This is a genomic window from Paenibacillus sp. Marseille-Q4541, assembly GCF_018310695.1.
In the GTDB taxonomy this organism is placed as follows: Bacteria; Bacillota; Bacilli; order Paenibacillales; family Paenibacillaceae; genus Paenibacillus.
Genome location: NZ_JAGXCY010000005.1, coordinates 168,267 through 188,885, shown reverse-complemented (window position 1 = coordinate 188,885; position 20,619 = coordinate 168,267). Strand labels below are relative to the sequence as shown.

General features: G+C 41.3%; 20 protein-coding genes. 4 read left to right on the top strand and 16 right to left on the bottom strand.

Annotated elements, in window-relative coordinates; genetic code table 11:
• Positions 1-39 precede the first annotated feature (39 nt).
• Positions 40-450, top strand: a complete 411-nt coding sequence (locus tag KFT32_RS08770) for a hypothetical protein (protein WP_211746763.1) — start codon at positions 40-42, stop codon at positions 448-450.
• Positions 447-1,517 (top strand): phosphodiester glycosidase family protein, encoded by a 1,071-nt coding sequence (locus KFT32_RS08765; protein ID WP_211746762.1) that lies wholly within the window; start codon positions 447-449, stop codon positions 1,515-1,517. Before KFT32_RS08770 ends, KFT32_RS08765 begins: the two co-directional genes overlap by 4 nt.
• 273 nt (positions 1,518-1,790) lie before the next feature.
• Here the strand turns inward: KFT32_RS08765 and KFT32_RS08760 are convergent, their stop codons facing one another.
• The 16 genes from KFT32_RS08760 to ytxC all read right to left on the bottom strand — a co-directional run bounded on the left by KFT32_RS08760 (position 1,791) and on the right by ytxC (position 19,485).
• The gene (locus tag KFT32_RS08760) at positions 1,791-2,045 is read right to left on the bottom strand and encodes an AbrB/MazE/SpoVT family DNA-binding domain-containing protein (protein ID WP_211746761.1); all 255 of its coding nucleotides are present in this window, start codon (positions 2,043-2,045) and stop codon (positions 1,791-1,793) included.
• Between the two features lie 158 nt (positions 2,046-2,203).
• Positions 2,204-2,668: a tRNA (uridine(34)/cytosine(34)/5-carboxymethylaminomethyluridine(34)-2'-O)-methyltransferase TrmL gene (gene trmL / locus KFT32_RS08755; RefSeq protein WP_211746760.1), complete on the bottom strand. Its 465-nt coding sequence runs from the start codon at positions 2,666-2,668 to the stop codon at positions 2,204-2,206.
• A 114-nt stretch (positions 2,669-2,782) separates the two neighbouring features.
• Positions 2,783-3,874 carry a 3-phosphoserine/phosphohydroxythreonine transaminase gene (gene serC / locus KFT32_RS08750; protein ID WP_211746838.1) on the bottom strand — a complete coding sequence of 364 codons (1,092 nt, stop codon included), beginning with the start codon at positions 3,872-3,874 and terminating at the stop codon, positions 2,783-2,785.
• Between the two features lie 198 nt (positions 3,875-4,072).
• Positions 4,073-5,497, bottom strand: a complete 1,425-nt coding sequence (gene glnA / locus KFT32_RS08745) for a type I glutamate--ammonia ligase (protein ID WP_211746759.1) — start codon at positions 5,495-5,497, stop codon at positions 4,073-4,075.
• A gap of 322 nt (positions 5,498-5,819) precedes the next feature.
• Positions 5,820-6,866: a 3-deoxy-7-phosphoheptulonate synthase gene (aroF, locus tag KFT32_RS08740; RefSeq protein ID WP_211746758.1), complete on the bottom strand. Its 1,047-nt coding sequence runs from the start codon at positions 6,864-6,866 to the stop codon at positions 5,820-5,822.
• A gap of 309 nt (positions 6,867-7,175) precedes the next feature.
• Complete coding sequence (locus KFT32_RS08735; protein WP_211746757.1) at positions 7,176-8,126, bottom strand: 4-hydroxy-3-methylbut-2-enyl diphosphate reductase; 951 nt, start codon at positions 8,124-8,126, stop codon at positions 7,176-7,178.
• 42 nt (positions 8,127-8,168) lie between these two features.
• On the bottom strand, positions 8,169-9,653 hold the full coding sequence (locus KFT32_RS08730) for a sensor histidine kinase (protein WP_211746756.1): 1,485 nt from the start codon (positions 9,651-9,653) through the stop codon (positions 8,169-8,171).
• A 1-nt stretch (position 9,654) separates the two neighbouring features.
• Positions 9,655-10,344: a response regulator transcription factor gene (locus KFT32_RS08725; protein ID WP_211746755.1), complete on the bottom strand. Its 690-nt coding sequence runs from the start codon at positions 10,342-10,344 to the stop codon at positions 9,655-9,657.
• A 141-nt stretch (positions 10,345-10,485) separates the two neighbouring features.
• Complete coding sequence (locus KFT32_RS08720; RefSeq protein ID WP_211746754.1) at positions 10,486-12,147, bottom strand: S1C family serine protease; 1,662 nt, start codon at positions 12,145-12,147, stop codon at positions 10,486-10,488.
• 144 nt (positions 12,148-12,291) lie between these two features.
• Positions 12,292-12,945: a response regulator gene (locus KFT32_RS08715; protein WP_211746837.1), complete on the bottom strand. Its 654-nt coding sequence runs from the start codon at positions 12,943-12,945 to the stop codon at positions 12,292-12,294.
• 47 nt (positions 12,946-12,992) lie between these two features.
• The gene (locus tag KFT32_RS08710; protein ID WP_211746753.1) at positions 12,993-14,018 is read right to left on the bottom strand and encodes a sensor histidine kinase; all 1,026 of its coding nucleotides are present in this window, start codon (positions 14,016-14,018) and stop codon (positions 12,993-12,995) included.
• Between the two features lie 5 nt (positions 14,019-14,023).
• Positions 14,024-14,986 (bottom strand): cell wall-active antibiotics response protein LiaF, encoded by a 963-nt coding sequence (gene liaF / locus KFT32_RS08705; protein ID WP_211746752.1) that lies wholly within the window; start codon positions 14,984-14,986, stop codon positions 14,024-14,026.
• Positions 14,987-15,176: 190 nt separating this feature from the next.
• Entirely contained in the window at positions 15,177-15,428 is a 252-nt protein-coding gene (locus KFT32_RS08700; RefSeq protein WP_211746751.1) for a hypothetical protein, read from the bottom strand.
• A 166-nt stretch (positions 15,429-15,594) separates the two neighbouring features.
• Positions 15,595-16,164 (bottom strand): 3D domain-containing protein, encoded by a 570-nt coding sequence (locus KFT32_RS08695; RefSeq protein ID WP_211746750.1) that lies wholly within the window; start codon positions 16,162-16,164, stop codon positions 15,595-15,597.
• An 87-nt stretch (positions 16,165-16,251) separates the two neighbouring features.
• Positions 16,252-18,189 carry a threonine--tRNA ligase gene (gene thrS / locus KFT32_RS08690; RefSeq protein WP_211746749.1) on the bottom strand — a complete coding sequence of 646 codons (1,938 nt, stop codon included), beginning with the start codon at positions 18,187-18,189 and terminating at the stop codon, positions 16,252-16,254.
• Between the two features lie 360 nt (positions 18,190-18,549).
• Positions 18,550-19,485 carry a putative sporulation protein YtxC gene (gene ytxC, locus KFT32_RS08685; RefSeq protein WP_211746748.1) on the bottom strand — a complete coding sequence of 312 codons (936 nt, stop codon included), beginning with the start codon at positions 19,483-19,485 and terminating at the stop codon, positions 18,550-18,552.
• A gap of 180 nt (positions 19,486-19,665) precedes the next feature.
• Here ytxC and KFT32_RS08680 point away from each other — a divergent pair, with 180 nt between their 5' ends.
• Entirely contained in the window at positions 19,666-20,034 is a 369-nt protein-coding gene (locus KFT32_RS08680; protein ID WP_211746747.1) for a hypothetical protein, read from the top strand.
• Between the two features lie 85 nt (positions 20,035-20,119).
• Positions 20,120-20,617: a cation:proton antiporter regulatory subunit gene (locus tag KFT32_RS08675; protein ID WP_211746746.1), complete on the top strand. Its 498-nt coding sequence runs from the start codon at positions 20,120-20,122 to the stop codon at positions 20,615-20,617.
• Positions 20,618-20,619: the final 2 nt, after the last annotated feature.

Genomic DNA, 20,619 nt, shown 5'->3' with positions numbered 1-20,619 from the left:
ATATAGAATATGGTCGTTTATTGCGAGGAGTGGTGAAAAATGAATCCATCTACAGAGCAGTCACCGAGCCATCACACTAGGCAAGCTGCAAGTAAGAACAAACGCTCAGTCCGTATGTTCCTGATCTTATGGATCCTTATTATCGCTGTGGGCGTTTGGGCAGCCTATTCCTATAGTAATCACTTAAAACATCAAATGGTGAATGAGATGAAAACCTATACGAATGAACAGTTAACGGCTGTCAAACAAGATTATCAGACACAGATGACGGAAATTGCGGCAGAGATTACAACAATCCAGGAACAAGTCAAAACCTTTAACGAGCTGCTCACTTTTACGAAAGACAATGCCGGAAATACGTCAGATAACAGCAATCAGCTGTACACTGAGCTCAGGGAAGTCAAAAAACAACTGGATACACTCCAGAAAAAAATGGACTTGCTGAAATGATATTAACGACAAAAAGACTAAACCGTTTCCTGATGCTCGCGACAGCTCCGTTTGTCGGGATCATTTTCTGTCTCCTGGTGCTGCAGCAGCCCCTAGCTATGGACTTTAGTGAGCCCACAGAACACTATGTATCTTCAAATGATATTTGGAACCGAACGGAAGAAATCAAAAGTGACCTGAACGTAGCAAAGACGCTTGCCGAGAGCACATCTTCTTCACTCCAGAAAACAACCGAACTTTATAAAAGTACAAGCAAAACGATGGAAAGCATTGCGAATATGACGGCAGCACAAGCCAAAAAACCGGAAGCCGTTTACAATCGTCGTATACAGACTAAGCTCGGGGTTCCGAGTGAAGTCATCGACAGTGATCGTATTCGCATTGAACTTTATAAAGTAAACCCTGGGACTTACCAAGGATATGCTATGAAAATAAAGCTGAAGGATCCTTCCGCCATGCAAATGGCATTAGACGATGAACTTGGATCCTCCCAGACAACACTTCAGGCAGCCCTGCGCAGTGGAGCGGTCGCCGGGATCAATGCCGGTGGTTATGCAGATAGCGGTGGGGAAAGATTCCCGCTCGGCACCACGGTACAGGATGGAAAATATGTGACAGGATTTCATCCGAGTGTTAAAGACCTGTCTTTTGTCGGAATGAATAAAGAAGGTAAGCTCATTGGAGGAAGGTTCTTTAACAAGTATGCACTCGATCAACAGGAACCTATTTTCGGTGCTACTTTTGTTCCCATGCTGATGAAGAATGGAAACAAGACGGTCATCCCTTCTAAATGGAAGAATACACCTCGCCTTGCCCCACGTACCGTCATAGGCAACTATAAAGACGATCAGCTCCTCATTCTCGTTGTAGACGGTTATGACGAAAAAGGCAGCTCAGGAGCAACCTTGGAGGAACTACAGCACAAAATGTATACTCTAGGCGTTCAGGATGCTTATAATCTCGATGGAGGGGGCTCTGCCTCCCTAATTCTGGATGGTCGAGTGGTGAATCAGCCATCTGATGGAAATCTCAGAAAAGTTCCGACTCATTTTTTGTTTTATGAATAGGGAAAAGATTCCTTTTTTATTCAAGTATAGGTATAATAAGGGATACGAGATTACAGGAGGTGGATGACATGTCATTCTCGTTGACTTTCTGGATCATCACCCTAGTACTTGTACTTTACTTAGTAGGTATTTTGACATCCTCCTATAATGATGACAAGACAAAGGGCCTTTAGAAACAGCAAAAAAAAGCTCACCTCAAACGAGGCGAGCTTTTTTTTGTAAGGCAAGACGTAACATATATATCACGCCTGCAATTCGTGTCCTATGGACACATTAGGCGTTCTCTTGAAGCCCCGTCATTTCTGTGAGGCACGATCCGCAAATATAACGATCTTTGAATTCACTCACTTCTTCCATAGATCCACAAAAAATACATTTCGGACGATAACGCTCAAGGATGATATGATCTCCTTGCACTAAAATCTCCACGGGATCTCCTTCATTCATCTGATACCGTTTGCGCAAAGATTTCGGCAGCACGATTCTTCCAAGTTGATCTACTTTGCGTACTACTCCAGCAGGTTTCATTAACAGTACACACTCCTGTTCAAAAATATTTCTAGGTACAATTGTACTATGTTTATACATTCGCTACGTTTTTGTCGAATCCTGCAAGAAATTAATAATTTTATTAACTTTCTTTTAGGAACCATTTTTTCGAAAGTTGATTACCAGAGTATACCAAATTACTCGATTCCCGGGAAATCTAGTTGTCTTAGTGCCTCATATACGATAATTGCCGCAGAATTGGACAAATTGAGAGATCTGACTGCATCTGACATCGGCATACGCATACAAGTTTCCGGATTACCAGCGATCAGCTCTGGTGGAAGACCTTTTGTTTCTTTTCCAAAAACTAGGAAGTCCCCGTCCTGAAATTGAAAGTCACTGTACCGATTCTTCGCTTTGGTTGTTGCATAAAAAAACCGATTTTCGGCATATTTCTGCTGTACTTCTTCAAAAGAATTATGATACTCGATATTTACTGCATGCCAGTAGTCCAGTCCTGCGCGTTTCAAAGTACGATCATCAGTATTGAAACCTAACGGATGGACAAGATGAAGATGAGTTCCTGTTGCAGCACAAGTTCTTGCTATATTGCCGGTATTCGCCGGAATCTCGGGTTCCACTAATACGATGTGTAATGCCATCTGACTCAATTCTCCTCTTGTATGAACTGTATAAGAATTAAATTATAATATAAAAGAAAGTCTCCCACAAATTTTTGAGGGAGACTTTTGAAAATTTCATCAATAATTCATATTTTATCCGTTTACTTTCTGAAATTCTTTCATAAAATCTGTAAGTGCCTTTACACTTTCATAAGGAACTGCATTATAAATAGAAGCTCGAAGCCCACCTACACTACGGTGTCCTTTAATTCCGATAAATCCTTCTTTTTCCGATTGTTTGATAAACTCTTTCTCCAAAGATTCATCAGCTAGACGGAAAGTTACGTTCATTCTAGAGCGGTTCTCAGCATCTACACAACCTTGGTAAAAACCTTGGCTTTCATCGATAGATTGATAGATTGCTCCTGCCTTCGCTTCATTTGCTTGCTCAACTTGGGCGAGTCCACCTTTTTCTTCAATCCATTTCAAAACTTCATTTACCAAATATACCCCAAAAGATGGAGGTGTATTGTATAGGGAATTGTTCCCTTGGAAGGTATCATAACGAAGCATCGTTGGAATTGTTTTTGGAGAATTCGTTACTAGCTCCTCTTTCGCAATTACGACCGTTACCCCGGATGGACCCAAGTTCTTTTGAGCTCCAGCATAGATCATATCAAATTTATTCATATCAAGCGGTCTGCTTAAAATATCACTGGACATATCTACTATAAGTGGAGTACTACCCGTATCTGGGAAATACTTAAACTGAGTTCCCTCGATCGTTTCATTAGACGTCATATGCAAATATGCTGCGTTGTCAGCAAGCTCGATACTAGACAGATCTGGTAACTTCATATACTTGCTGCTCTCACCAGATGCTGCGATATGTGTCTCGCCAATGAGCTTCGCTTCAGCAATAGCTTTCTTTGCCCAGCTGCCTGTATTAACATAACTACCTGTTAAGCCCGCAGACAGAAAATTCATAGGAATCATTGCAAATTGCGTACTAGCTCCACCTTGTAAAAATAATACTTTATAACCCTTTGGATTTCCAAGAAGAGATAATAGGCGTTCCTGAGCCTCATTATGTACCGCTTCATAAACTTCTCCGCGATGAGACATTTCCATAATAGACATGCCTGTTCCTTGATAGTCTACGAGTTCGGCTTGCGCACGCTCGAGCACCTCTAATGGTAATGCTGCTGGTCCTGCATTGAAATTAAATGCTCTTTTATTCAATATGATAACCGCCCTTCTCTCCTTGTTTTCTTTATATGACATCTAATGATACGTATGATTATCGCTATGATAGCAATAAACGTTCGTGATATCAAGTGCTATTGGACCTCGTATACGTCAGTTTTATTACAAATTATGAAACCCCCGGGAATCGTTGTTCCCGGGGGTTCCATAATGCATTATAAATGATAGGAGTGCAGATTAGCAGTCGAAGTACAAGCTATATTCATGTGGATGAACACGAATCGCAACTGCTTTTGCTTCAGAACGTTTCAAATTAATGTAGTTATCGATGAAGTCTTTCGTAAATACGCCGCCTTCAGTCAAGAATTCACTATCAGAAGCAAGAGCATCTAGTGCTTCCTCTAGGGAAGTAGGTACGCTGCGAATGTTCGCTTTGTCATCATCAGACAATTCATAGATGTTTTTGTCAACTGGACCGTATCCTAGCTCGGTTGGGTTGATTTTGCGTTTGATTCCGTCTAGACCTGCCATAAGCATTGCCGCAAACGCAAGGTAAGGGTTTGCTGTGGAGTCAGGTGTACGGAATTCAATACGACAACCTTTAGGAGTTACTGCTGCTACTGGAATACGTACAGCTGCAGAACGGTTACCTTTGGAATATACAAGGTTTACTGGAGCTTCATAACCTGGTACAAGACGTTTGAATGAGTTCGTACTTGGGTTAGTCAAAGCAATCAGTGCCGGTGCATGGTACAAGATACCGCCGATGTAATGCAATGCCATTTCGCTCAGGTTTGCATATCCACCTTTTTCATAGAACAAAGGAGTATCGCCATCAAAGATGGATTGGTGAACGTGCATTCCGCTACCGTTGTCACCAAACAGTGGTTTCGGCATAAATGTTGCAGTCTTGCCATATTGACGCGCTGTGTTATGTACAATGTATTTATATACGAGAAGGTTATCAGCAGTTTTCTTCAATGTATCAAAACGGAAGTTAATTTCCGCTTGACCTGCTGTTGCTACTTCATGATGGTGACGTTCTACGCGCATACCAACTTCTTCAAGCAAACGGGACATTTCACTACGAATGTCTTGTTGTGTATCCATTGGAGCTACTGGAACATATCCACCTTTAGTGCGGACTTTAAATCCAAGGTTTCCGCCTTCTTCTTTACGGTTCGTATTCCAACCTGCTTCTTCAGAATCCACGAAGAAAGAAGCGCTGTTTGTTCCGCTTTCGTAACGTACATCATCAAAAATGAAGAATTCAGATTCTGGGGCGAAGTTCGCACGAGTACCAATTCCTGTTTGTTGCAGATATTCTTCTGCTTTTACAGCGATACTGCGCGGGTCACGTTCATAACGCTCACCGTCTGGAGTAAATATATCACACATAATGTTAATTGTAGGATGTTGAGTAAATGGATCGATAAAAGTGGATTCTGGATCTGGCATCATAACCATGTCAGATTCTTCGATACCGCGGAAGCCTGGAATGGAAGATCCATCAAATGCTACCCCGTTAACAAATGTTTCTTCATCCACTTCGGTAGATGGCAAACTGATATGATGTGCGCGTCCAGATAAATCTACAAAACGAAAATCGACCCACTCAATGTTGTTTTCCTGGATAGTTTTCAATACATTTTCAACAGACATGTGTTCTTCCTCCCAAATTTTCCGAACATTAAACAACCATAACCTTGTGAATGTTCATTAATCTAATTTTCAACTGAGGTAAGTATAAATCCCAAATCTTACATCGTCAATACTTATGTAAGGTATTTTTTATGCTAGTGTGAGAAATGCTCACACTTTAATGAAAATATTGGAATATAAACAAATAGCCTAAACCCACGTTTTCCAGAACATGGATTTAGGCTATTATTAAGCTCAAAAACCTTACATCAAATATTATCAATTAATTCAATAATTTTCATTATTATTAATTATTTTTCATTAAAATTAATAATGTGTCTTACTAAATAGTTGTTAAAGGTGTTTTCTTTGTGCTGAATGTTTTACCGACAATCGGAGCAAGCTTCTCCAAATCTTGTAGGAGACCAGCGAATTGGTCAGGGAATAGAGACTGCACGCCGTCGCCTGTCATTGAATTATCCGGATCTGTGTGCATTTCAATAATGAGTCCATCTGCTCCTGCAGCCACAGATGCCTTCGTCATCGGTTCTACGAGTTCTCTACGTCCTGTGCCATGACTTGGATCAGAGATTACCGGCAAATGGCTGAGGTCTTTAAGAACAGGGATGGCAGACAAATCCAGTGTATTACGCGTATAAGTCTCAAATGTACGAATGCCTCGCTCACACAGCATTACGTTTGGATTGCCCCCTGCAAGAATGTATTCAGCAGCGTTGAGCAGCTCATCATACGTTGCGCTGAATCCCCGTTTTAGCAGAACGGGTTTGCCACAAGTGCCCAGCTTCCGTAAAAGATCAAAGTTTTGCATGTTCCGTGTACCTACTTGAAGAATATCTGCATATTCCGCGCAAATATCAACGTACTCTGGTGTCATGACTTCGGTAATTGTCAGAAGGTCATGTTTTTTTCCTGCTTCTGCCATCATGATCAGACCTTCTACACCAACGCCTTGGAAGCTGTAAGGTCCAGTACGAGGTTTAAATGCTCCTCCGCGAAGCACTTGACCACCTGCTGCTTTAACAAGGCCAGCAATCTCATCAATTTGCTCTGCGGATTCAACTGCACAAGGTCCTCCCATGACAACCAGTTCTCCGCCGCCAATATTTACTCCCTTAATAGAAATGACTGTATCTTCGGGATGAAAGTCCCGACTTGCTAGTTTGTATGATTTCGAAATTTTAACCACGTTCTCTACACCTTTCATTTGTCGTAAATGTTCAGCGAGTTTAGGTTCTACTGTACCTATAAGTCCGATTACCGTGCGATCGCTCCCACGGGAAAGATGAACCTGTAATCCTTCTTTCTCAATCACAGCGATAATATCCTGAATTTGTTCTTCCGGTGTGGTATTCCCTGTAATGACGATCATGTTATGATTCTCCACCTTTCGATTGTGAATTCATATGCTCTATAATGGAACTTAATAATTATTCACTCACTATTACGCTTAAACGCTTGTTCGCTTTTAAGCTTTTATCCGTTAAAGCAACTATACATGATTTATATTCAGACGTCAACCTTTGATTAGTTTATGCTGTTCATTATTAATTGGTACTGATTATTGAAATATTACTAGCATTTCACTCCCTACTCCCACGCCTTACTTCACACACTACTAATACAAAAAAGAAGAAAACCTGTGAGAGACCGGTCTTCTTCTTTTTGTTAATAAATCAGTTTATGATTTAGATTTCACTTTCACAGGTGGGAGCAGTTTCTTCATGTTAATGGTACGTTTAATCTCCCATGTCTCGGGGTCATTTACATCGTATTGTTCCAAATACGTAATAACCTCTTTAGTAATCGGTGTTGGCGTCGAAGCACCCGAAGTAACCGCTACTTTGTTCACGCCTTTAAGCCATTCCTGCTTAATTTCTGTCACATCTGATATGCGATAAGCTGTCACGCCTGCAATCTCCTCAGATACCTGAGCAAGACGGTTTGAGTTGTTACTACGAGGGTCGCCTACCACAATGACAAGATCCGATTGTCCCGCTTGTTCGGCTACTGCCTCTTGGCGTACCTGCGTAGCAAGACAAATTTCATTGTGAACTTCTGCTCCAGGAAATTTCTCGAGCAGTTTCTTCATAATGATCTTAATATCCCACTGACTCATAGTCGTCTGGTTAGTAATTATGATTTTTCCTTTTGGAATATCAAGATGTTCGATTTCTTCTTCTTTCTCAATCAGATGAACCGCTTGAGGCGCAATACCGATAGCTCCTTCAGGTTCGGGATGTCCTTTTTTACCGATATAAATGATCTGGTAGCCTTCTTCTGACTTTTCCTTGATCAAATCATGCGTTTTGGTAACGTCAGGACAAGTTGCATCTACGGTAGTGAGTCCTTTGTCCCGGGCAATCTTACGTACCTCAGGAGAGACACCGTGGGCTGTAAAAATAACGGTGCCCTTGTCTACCTGTTTCAATATTTCGAGACGGTTTGGTCCGTCGAGTGTGATAATACCTTCATCTTCAAAAGAATTGGTTACATGGCTGTTGTGCACAATCATGCCCAGTATATAAATCGGTCTTGGTAGATCCAGATTGCTTGCTGCTTGTCGAGCCAGCACCATAGCGTCTACCACACCATAACAATATCCACGTGGTGATATTCGTAGTACTTCCATGTTGCCACCTGCTTTCTTCTATACGATAGTGACTATTATACCTTATTCCAGAGGGGGAGCCAACACCAATGGAATCCAGACAATAAAAGTCGTACCTTCATCCAGCTTGGTCAGAACTTCTACCGAACCACCATGTTCTTCAATAATCCATTTGGCAATCGAAAGTCCAAGTCCGGTCCCTTTTGTAACTCCCCGTGATTCATCTGCTCTGTAGAATCGATCGAAAATATAAGGAACTTCATTTTTATCCATTCCTATGCCGGTATCACTAATCTTAAGACCCACCTGTCCGTTATAAATAACAGCGTCCAGTGACACACTACCCTCCGGTGTATATTTAAAGGCATTCTCAATAAAGATAAACAACATTTGCTGTAAGTAATCTTTATTTCCGAGTACATATACTCCGTTCAGCACTTCCATGTCACTATAACTCCAATCGGCGGTCCGTTCCAAATGCTGCGCTCTTCGTGCCACTTCTTTCACCAGAATAGAAAGTGGAATCGGATTCAGCTCAATTGTCTGTCCTGTATCAGCCCTTGCAAGCGACAACATATCATTGACGAGACGACTCATTCGTCTACCTTCATCCGAAATATCATCAATGGCTTCTAAGGTGATCTCTTTTTTCATGTCATCCGTCATCTGTTTACTACCCTCTGCCTCAGGATCCCACAACTTCTTCAGAAAATCGGTATTCCCCCGGATCGTCGTAAGTGGTGTTCTCAGTTCATGAGAGGCATCGGATACAAACCGTCTTTGGGCCGCATACGCATCCTCAAGCTCTTTGAAGAAACCCTCCGTTCGGGCAAGCATTTTATTTACAGTTCCAATGAGTTTACCGATCTCATCTTGAGGTCCATCATATTCAATCCTTACACTAAGGTCGTTGCCTGATTGGATTCCGTTGGCTGCATCAATGACGTGAACGAGCGGACGCATCGACTTGCGTGCCAGAAACAGCCCGACGCTCATAGCAAGGATAAGGGTAATTATAGAGACATATACGAGAATAAACAGCAGTCGATCCATCAGCTTGTCTTCTGACGCTGTAATAGAACCGACCTGAAGCAATCCGCTTACTTGTTCTGAAGTTCCTTTCACCGTATAAGTGAATGGGAATTGATAGACTAGAAAAGGAATTTTGTCGACCGTCATCCGTTTCCAACCTTCATTTGCTTTTGCATCTTCTATAGTTGGAGGGACCTGAAAGTTGAAATCCCAAAGATTTTTTGAAGTAACCACTTTATTATTACCGTAATTATAAAGCTGTACATAGATTTGCAAATCAGCAAGCTGATTCGCTTCCTCTGGTAACAATAAGTTAAGTTCTTCGGTGAAATCTGAGTTAGGTATAACAACGACCCCTAATTTCTGACTAAGACTCTTCGTTTGTCTCAAAATCTCATTTTCAACATCTTGATACGCGTAGTGGTACACAAGCGCATAAATGATAGAACCAAAAAGCAACAGCACGGCAGCAAGTAAGCCTGAATACCATAAAGTCAGCCGTAACCGGATGGACATACTAGGAGTCTCCTCTCAAAATGTAACCCGCACCGCGAATAGTCTGAATTACACGTTTTCCTCCATGTTCTTCTGTTTTTTGACGCAACATGGCGATATAAACCTCAAGCACGTTAGATTCACCGCTATAGTCGAATCCCCATATTTTATCCATAATTAAATCTCTAGATAACACCCGTTTAGGGTTTTGCATGAACAGATACAGGAGTTCAAATTCTTTTGCTGTCAAATCAAGACGTTGTCCTGAACGCCGTACCTCACGAGAATCATAATCGAGCACAATATCTTCAAAGCTCAGACGGTTGCTACTCTCTCCGCTTGTCTCTGACTTACGCCGAAGGAGAGCCCGTACTCGGGCAAGCAGCTCTTCCAGTGCAAAAGGCTTGACCAGGTAGTCATCTGCTCCGAGATCAAGTCCCTTAACGCGCTGTTCAATTTCATCTTTGGCTGTAAGCATAAGGATGGGGACGTTGCTTCCCCCTTCACGAAGTCTTCTACATACTTCAAATCCATCTACCTTAGGCATCATGACATCGAGCACCACGACATCTGGGTCGGCCTCCAGCATTTTTTGCAGTCCCTCTGCTCCGTTTGCAGCGGTAAGTACGTCGTACCCCTCAAAAGCCAAACCTCTTCTAAGCATGGATATAATTTTTTCGTCATCATCAATAATTAATATTGTTGAACGCACCCCAGCATCTCCTTTTTCTCTATACCATCTTTTACTTATATTGTATCAGGCAATGTACAAGCATGCACCTTCCATAGTAGCAAAAAGCGAAGGGGGTGTCCCCTTCGCTACTTGTTACAGATCCACATAACTCAATTCCTATTATGGCTGCACGCTTTGAGAGTTTTCCTCAGTTTCAAATTCATTTTTGTTGCCAATCGTAACTTTAATCTCGATATCATTTCCGTTACGGTTTACGTTGAGCGTAATTTGGTCACCCACTTTTTGCGTCTGAATTTGGTTAATCAAATCTTGCGATGTCGCATACTTCTTACCGTTAATTCCTGTAATAATATCGTAAGGACGAAGATCTGCTGTATAAGCAGGAGATTGATAGATCAAATTAGTAACTACAGAACCTTCCGTAAGCTCGGTACCCATTTGTTTTGCTACTTCTGGAGTTAGATTCATCAAAGATGCACCGATAAATGGTACTGGTTCTTTTGGAATTTCTTCATTGTTTTTCAGTTTTTCTACTACCTCTTGAATGACGCTAGACGGGATTGCAAAACCAATTCCTTGTGCATCGGCACTAACAGCCACATTCATACCAATGACTTCACCATTCAAGTTCAGCAGAGGTCCACCGGAGTTACCAGGGTTAATGGACGCGTCTGTTTGAAGCAGATTATTGTATTCGTTCGGTTGACCTGTAGATTCATCATTGATTGTAATCGTACGATCTTTCGCACTAAGTACACCGGCAGTTACGGTATGTTCAAAACCTTCTGGGTTCCCGATAGCCACGAGCCAGTCACCTACTTTGGTGTTATCAGAATTACCAAGGGCTGCTACAGGGAAATCGTCACCTTCAATTTTCAATACAGCAAGGTCTAAATCTTTGCTACTACCCAGAAGTTTTGCTTCATAAGGTTTGTTATTATTCTCAAGTGTAACCTGAATTACATCTGCACCGGAGATTACATGCTCATTCGTAAGGATGTATCCATCTTTTTCAAAAATAAATCCGGAACCAATACCGAGCGGAACGAGTTGTTCACTCGAAGAAGAACCTCCGTTGTTGCTATTGTTATTATTGTTATTACTGCTGCCACTGTTACCGCCAAAGAAATATTGATAAAGAGGATCGTTATAATATGGATTTGTTTGTCTAGAACTGCTAGAACCTGACTTCGATAAAGTTTCAATCTTTACAACTGCTGGACTTGCTTTGCTAACGACACTGGATATATCTGTGGATCCCAATGGAAGCGAAGTAGTCACGCCTGAATTATTACCCGTATTAGACGATCCGTTGTTGCTATCAGAAGACGAGTTATCTGACGTTTGATTATTTGTTGCATTCGATAATGCTGCATCTGGAGTAAACAGATTCATACGATCTGCCGTAAACATTAGCAGTGATATTACGAGCATACCTGCAAAAAATGAAGTGACACCCGTTTTAAAATTCGATTTAGGCTTGCCGTTGTATTTCCAGTTCCGACTTCCTCCATCTCCGTTTCCACTCTGACCATTCATTTCGGCATTTGCATTCGTGTTGCTACTGGAGCGAGTAAATCCACTAGAGTTACGTTCCAGCATGGTTGGTACTGGCTTGATAGGTTCGGGAGCTGTTATTTCCACATCTCTAACTTCATTTGAACTGTCTTCTTGTCCGTCGGAGTTGATGGATTGAAAAGGTCCATATGAATAGTAGTATGATCCACCGTTGTTCTCAGGAGAACGTTGTTGATCATTTTTATTGTGTTCACGTCCATCTTCTTCACGGTTGTAAGAATTGTTGTTGTTATTCTCGCTCATTATGTTTTCCTCCTAAAATCCCTTGCTCACAAGAGATATTGTTTAACTGTCTTTATTTTGTACTTTAAACCTTAAGCACACATTAAAAACAATTAAAAAGGAGATAAAACCCTGTAAAAATGTTGAAAATGAATATTGATCTTTTTATGTATTGACCCATCCTTTACGATGAGCATAAATAGCCAGCTGTGTCCGATCATCCATTTCGCATTTCATGAGCAAGTTGCTTACATGTGTTTTGACGGTTTTGATGCTGATATGAAGTTCTTCCGATATATCCTTGTTACTTTTGCCTTCTGCAATCAGAAGAAGTACTTCACGTTCACGCTCCGTCATTCCCGAATCATCATCCCGAACTGTTTTCTGTCTGAGACCACGAGTTAGCGCTTGAGAAATATCATTTGTCATCACAGGCATACCTCTCTTAGCACCCTGCAGCGCGTACACAAGTTCTTCAGCTGAAATTGTTTTGAGAACATAACTAACTGCACCTGATTCAATCGCTTCCAGCACTAAATGATCCTCTAGGAAACTTGTCAAAATAATAATTTTCATCCCTGGAAATTCAGACAGAATAGCGCGAGTCGCTTCCACTCCATTCATGACTGGCATCATTAAATCCATAAGTATAAGTTCAGGCAAATTTTCATGAGTCGATTCCCGTAGCATTTGCAAAGCATGCTGGCCATCTTTCCCTTCAGTCACGACTTCAAAAGAAGGATCCAAGCTTATGTAAGTTTTCAGTCCCATTCTTACCATGTCATGATCATCTACAATCATAATTTTTGTCTTTTCCATCGTCATCCCCATTTCCCCCTTTCTAATTACACAAGGAATGCATCATCTTATGAGTCAGCTTTAAACTTCGGAATATGCACCCTTATTGTTGTTCCTGCACCTGGATGCGTTATGATATCAATATGCCCGCCTAATTTTTCTGCACGTTCTTTCATCGTCATAAGTCCGTAAGAGCCGTGTCTACCTGCTTCTTGTGGCCGGAAACCTTTGCCATTATCACTCACACTAAATACAATTTGCCGATCTTCTTCTCTGAGTGACAGACTGACAAGACTAGCTCCGGCATGCTTCACAATATTGGCCATGGCCTCTTGAATGATAAGAAACATTTGATGCTCGATTGCATCCGATAGCTCCCCGAGAAACTCCTGTTCCTTTACACCCTTCAGTCCATTTTGTCTGCAATAGTCAGGAAACCAAACATCGAGTGCCTCCTCGAGGCTTCTGTCCTCCAGTTCCACTGGTCTTAACTGAGCGATGAGTGCTCTCATCTGCTTTTGAGCTGTCTGCGACATGGTAATCAATTGTTCAAGTACAACATATCCTTGATCCTGATTATGTTTAAGTAAGGAAGGAAGAGCTGAGGCCGACATATGCATGGCAAACAACTGCTGACTCACTGTATCATGCAAATCTCGTGCCATTCTTCTCCTTTCCTCTAGAACAGCAACTTCCGCAGCTTTTTCTTTCTCAACGACTTCTTGCTCTCCAAGCCTCTGCACCCATTTCATTCTTTCTTCAATTGCATTCATCATCGCGTTAAATTGTGGATATATCCCTGAAAATGAAGAATCCTCTCCAGCAGAAATACGAGTAGAAAGATTGCCTTTGGTTACTTGCAACATATTTAAATTCAATACATCGATCTTTCGCTGTATACGCAGCCCCGCAACATAACCAATGATCAGAGTAGAAGCCACAATCATACTGAGATAATACACCCAGGTTTGCGGCTTCATCACTCCTTCATGCCCTGTTCGAAAAGCAGTATAGAAAATCCCCAGCGTAACTGCACTATTCATTAAGAAAAACAACAACAGTTCCCATTTGGCTGTTCTAAATATCATTTTCATATGGCTTATCCTATCGAGTTCACTTTGACATCACCGATAAACACACTAATAACAATACGCACTTTTTTCCCTGCATCCCTGTAACCTGGAGTTTCCGCAATCGCGTTGCCCATAAAACCACTTTTGGTATTACTCAGTACGTTCATATCTCCAATAAAAGAGTTCGAAGTCACCATAATACCAACATCCATATCCTTTGGAGCAAATACTTTGATATCTCCAATAAAGCTCGAAATATGAATACGTGTTTCTCCATACGGTATTTGTGCTTTCGTTAAATCAATAACTGTATCTCCAATAAACTGTGATAAATTCATTGGTTTCAGTTCGTAATAATCATCCCCAAGACGAATATCACCGATAAAGGCCGATTTGTTTATTTTCCCTTGATGAAAGCTTGTTTCGTCACTATGATACGAATTCCCGTATTTGTTATGTTCTTTGGAAGATCCAAAGTTCACTTTCCCTTGTGTCTTATTATCGTATTCGTTACCATATCCTTGAAATTCCTGCTTGGTTTCATTATGAAAAGTGGTTCCAAACTTTTGTTCGAACTGTCGATCAAAATCAGAGTAGGGTGGCTCAGGCTCTTTAGGCGGTACAGGAGGAACATAATATTCTTCTTTTTTTGTTTTATTATGTTTGCGATCCCTTCTTCTTGGACTCAACAAAACATAAAGCCCCCCTCCAATGAGTGCAATAGGTACAGCATAACGAAAGAGATCTCCGATAGAGAAAAAATAATATCCAAAATTATTTCCCAAGAAATGAGCACCTAAGATCAGCAGAATAAAACCGCCAATATAGTTTCTTTCTTTAATGTTACTAAGACCGAGGTAAAGAAAAATAACCGGCCAAAATGTGGAGAATAAATATCCGAGACTGAAATCTCCACCTCCCCATATGTGCAAGAACACCATAAAACCTATTCCAATTAGCAGCGCAGCTCCAATTAATCGGTTTACCATATCCGTACTTCCCTTCTCCTTGTTTTACATGCCCTTTTTGATTATGTACTCATTGTAAAGGATATTTTAATAAATAATGAGCGGCGCGGGAATGAACTTCACCTCCGTCTGCAGACCGATGTGGTATCCAAAAGATGTAAAAAAACAGACCCTGAAGATTTTATCCTTCAGAGTCTGTTTCTTTATTTCATTATTTTTGTTGGCCTTGTTGACCTTGTTGACCTTGTTGACCTTGTTGTTTACTTCCTGTGTTCTCCACAGCAAACTCAGCGTTGAATTTTTCATTCGGAGTTTGGAAGTTATCTTGTACCTTTGCAGCTGAAGATTGTTTTACTTTGCCAGCTGCAGAGTTGGTTTCTTGTCCAAACTCAGCATCGAATTTCTCGTTTGGAGTTTGAAAACCTTGAGAATTTTGAGAACCTTGAGAATTCGCTTTTTTCATTTTGATTCACCTCCCTCTCCTGCAAGTGAAGGTCACTTGCGACCTGAGGTATCGCTTTACCCCAGTCAGTATTATGTGAGGAATGGTCGTTTCTTATTCATGTAAAAGAAAAAGGAGCTTACTCATGTAGTTTTACTACATGAGTAAGCTCCTTAAGACCTAAACATCAAATCTCTTCATTTAGTAGGGCATCCGGAATACTTTGATTCACCATCAAAGCTTCACCAAGTTGCTCCAACATTTGTTCTGTGCATTTTCCCTTTCCTTGCTTAATCACTTGAACCTCTACTTTCTTTTTACCCCATTCCTTATATACAGCCTTGATCGTCGGAAAATACAGATCAATTTTGGACCCTTTAATAGCAGATCCAGTATCAGCTACAATGCCATAACCGTAGTCAGGGATATAAAGTATGGTCCCAAGTGGGAAAAGAGCGGGGTCTGCAGCAATTGTTGAAACCCCCTGTTTGTCTCGATGTACTTTGACACCAGAGAAAGTAATGCCATATAGCGGATGATTCGGGCCTTTTCCAGTTGATTCATATCCCGCAGTATAACCTGTTGCCGTCACACTTACTGTATCAAGCACCTGTTCATTTCGTGGAGCCAGTACTTCTTTTGCTTTATCCGGCTCTCTCCCTTGTGCAATAAAGGCGCTGGCAAAGTCATAGCTTGAAAAACAAATCAGCAGGATCAGCAAGAAAGCTGAACATCGCCGAATCATAGGGTGTACCATAGGTTCAATTCCTCCCTTTCTCTAGCAGAGGGTCCCCATATGGTACATAAAATATTCTTCCGTTCTATAATTGCAAAGTCACAATTTCTAGACTTGGTGAGAACTAATTTCTTCTTTTAGCATTTGAACGACTTCCGCAAGCGGTTTTGCTCCCAAATCCCCTTCTCCACGTTTACGGATGGAGACACTGCCATCGTTCATTTCATTTTCACCAACAATAAACATGTAAGGAATTTTCTCCAGCTGAGCTTCACGGATTTTATAGCCGAGTTTCTCATTGCGAAGATCCGCTTCTACAGTAATTCCACCACGTCTAAATTGTTCTTCTACTTCACGAGCATATTTCTCAAAATGAACAGATACCGGAATAACTTTTGCCTGTACCGGGGACAACCAAAGCGGCAGATTTCCTGCATAATTCTCAAGCAAGAATGCAGTGAAACGTTCCATAGTACCCAAAATACCGCGGTGAATAACAACCGGACGGTGTTTTTGACCATCGTCTCCTACATATTCAAGCTCAAAACGTTCAGGAAGCAAGAAGTCCAGTTGTACAGTGGACAATGTTTCTTCTTTACCAAGCGCAGTTTTAACTTGAACATCCAGTTTAGGACCGTAGAAGGCAGCTTCTCCTTCTGCTTCGTAGAATGGCATATCCAAACCTTCAACTACTTCTTTCAACATACGTTGCGACATTTCCCACATTGCATCATTCGGGAAATATTTCTCAGTATCCTGAGGATCACGATAGGACAAACGGAAACGATAGTCGTGAATTCCAAAGTCTTTGTATGCAATCATGATCAGCTCAATTACACGAGCAAATTCTTCTTTAATCTGATCTGGACGACAGAAAATATGAGAGTCATTCAATGTCATGGCACGTACACGGTGTAAGCCAGTGAGGGCTCCTGACATTTCATAGCGATGTTGCATTCCAAGCTCTGCAATACGAACTGGCAGATCACGGTAACTGTGCATTTCACTCTTATACACCATCATATGATGAGGGCAGTTCATTGGACGAAGAACAAGTTCCTCATTATCCAGTACCATTCTCGGGAACATATCTTCCTCATAGTGCTCCAAATGACCAGATGTTTTGTATAGCTCTACATTTCCCAGAACAGGAGTGTATACGTGCTTGTAGCCGAGGCTTTCTTCCAGGTCTACAATATAGCGTTCCAAAGTACGACGAAGTTTCGCTCCATTAGGTAACCAGATTGGAAGTCCTTGACCTACAAGCTGAGAGAAAGTAAACATGTTGAGTTCTTTTCCGAGCTTACGGTGATCGCGTTTTTTCGCTTCTTCCAAGTAGTGGAGATGTTCTTCAAGCTGTGCTTTTTTAGCAAAAGCAGTTCCGTATACCCGTTGGAGCATTTTATTCTTGCTGTCTCCACGCCAGTAGGCACCCGCCACATTCATCAGCTTAAATACTTTGATCTTACCAGTGGAAGGAACATGAGGCCCGCGGCAAAGATCGAAGAATTCACCTTGTTCATAGATGGAGATAACACTCTCTTCAGGCAAGTCACGAATGAGCTCCAGCTTATACGGATCTTGAACTTCTTCAAAAATACGAAGAGCTTCTTCGCGGCTCACTTCTTTTCGCACAATGGGAAGATTCTCGTTTACGATTCTTTCCATTTCTTTTTCGATCTTCTGCAGATCTTCTGGGTTCAGAGCATGCTCCAAGTCCATGTCATAATAGAATCCATCTTCAATAACAGGACCTACTCCTAAAAATACTTCCTTACTGCCAAAAAGTCGTTTTACTGCTTGCGCAAGTAAATGTGCAGTACTGTGACGAAGTACCTCAAGTCCTTCTGGAGAATCATAAGTTACAATTTCCACAAGTGCCCCATCACGAAGTGGTGTAGCGAGATCAACAACAATTCCATCTTGTTTTCCTGCTAGTGCATTTTTCTTAAGTCCACTGCTAATGGAAGCAGCAACATCAAGAATGTTAGCTCCGTTCTCATACTCACGAACAGAACCATCCGGTAGTTTAATACTTACTGACATTTTGTTCTTCCTCCTTTATCCTTTTGGATGCCAGGGAACGATGCTTATGTTTATTGCAAACGCAAAAAACACCCGTCCCGGCAAAGGGACGAGTGTTATATACTCGTGGTTCCACCCTAATTCAGTTATCTCATATGCTGTACATTCGTACATTATAGGACAACCCTCATTGAAGCATGCATGATAACGGGCATGAATCCGGCGATTCTTACTAGTATGCATAAATGCAACGTTCTAAACCGCAGCTACAAAGGGGTAAGACACAGTCGGTATCCGGAAGAAATTACAGCCAAGTTTCTTCTCTCTGTACGGTCCGGTTTCTGGGAATCATATCTTTGTCAATGCTTTTAATACCAGTTATTATAATTCCAAAGTTTCCTCTTCGTCAAGCGGCAGCTGCCCTGTTTCCTTCATCCCGCGGCAAAGTTTGCAGTTCTGGCAAATTTCCACTCGATCTTCGAAAATTTGTGTGATGGACCGAATAACCGGAAAGTCTGGCGTCCGGGTATGAAGTTTCATTTTTTTAGGCGAGATGGAGATGAGCCTGCTGATAATCATATCTTCTACTTCCATTTCAAGTTCTATACCTGGCATTTCCATTATGACGCTATCATCTGGAGGGAGTGCCATAGGTCTCTTATACTCATCAAACAAAACAAACTCATGTTTATCTCTGTGAACGACATGGATTAGCGGAACTTTCGTTTCCTGAAAATAAACAAAATATTTCAAAAGGCTCATAAATTCCTCGTACTGCCGATCCATATAAAATTCATCCAATGCATACTCAACGATTTCATGAAGTTCATTTTTGTAATTCTGCAGTCGGAAACGAAGAGTTCCTTCCAGATGTATAACAGGAATTTCCTTTAATCCCTCAATGAGTCCCTCTGTTAATTTATCATGTCTCCGTTCCCTTGTTCCCTGATCGCTCTCAAATCTCGATTTGAGGAGGGGCTCACATATTAATTTAACCCGTTCTAGTTCATCAGAGTCCATATTTACACATTCCCTGGCTAAAATCCGTTCCAACTGCTCTTTTTCTTTTTGATCAATAATATAATCAGCAAGGCCGGATGCCATTATCTCATACATACGAGGTAATCCTTCCTTGAAACCGGGGTGACTCTCCGTTCCTTTACAAATCCAGGCAGCCTTGCCCTCAACCTTGCGAAAAGCAAATCGAAAACCTTGTTTGCTTATATGTAATCCTCTTGTTTTATTTTTAATGAAATGATAAAAACAATCTTCCGCCACTTGTCCTTTCACTTCCGTCCATACCGCGAACAATTCCACAAGACTCACTCCCTTCTCGTTCTTTAAATATTATATGGTCCGTTAGAATGGGATATACGAAGCGGCTTTATGGAAAGAATGTCATGTTTTCTCAGGATAGCGAAAAGAAAAACGAATTTGGAGTCGAAACAAATTTGTGTTATTATTTTTATAACAGTATCTTGCAGAGAGGGGGATGGGATGAAAAAAGTAGATTTTATTAAACGTTTATTATTCGTCGTTCTATGTTTATTTTTGCTTATTTCCTATCAAATCCCCATCCTCGAAAAATCAGCAGTTGGGTCACATTCCAATATGATGAACGAATCAACTATGGAACCCATGGACCTACCAGGAGACAGTCACCCCAAAGCTATGATACGGGAATCTGTACCCTCGCATAAAATGTCTGCTGTACACCCTTTGCAACTTCTATTTACGATACTGTCTATTTTTATGATATTCCGGGTTCCCATTATAGAGCCGCCTTTCAAGGTGTTTTATGACAATATAAAACGCAGGCTTTATCTTATGCCCATTAAATTCACTTCCATGTTTGTTGCTGCATAAAGAAAGAACTCTAAACAGATCCTTTATGTACTTGCGCTATGATTTTTTCATAACCCTAAACAAACAATAGGAGGATTCACCCTATATGGAAATTCGTGAGACAGACCTGCCCGGTATCGGGCGTAAATTTCAAGCCACAACAAGCAGTGGCGACAAAATCATTGTAGTGATTCATGATGACGGCAGACGTGAGATGTATCACTTTGAATATGAAGATCCCGATCAAAGTATTTCCATGATTACACTAGAGGACTATGAAGCAAGACAGCTCGCTGCCATTGTAGGCGGAATGACTTACAAACCAAAACAGCTTGAGCGTATGGAGATGACCCTTGATGATCTCATCATCGAATGGTACAAAATTGACGCTAATTACAGTTGTGTTGGTAAATCCATTGGCGAACTAGACATTCGTCAGAACTCAGGTGCAACCATTATTGCTGTAATTGATAAAAATAGTCACAACAAACACGTAAGCCCCGGACCAGATGTCCGCATTCCAGCAGATTCCACGTTAGTAGCTGTTGGAGAAAGACATCAACAACAAAAACTAAAACAAATCTTAAAGGACGGAAGTTGGTGAAC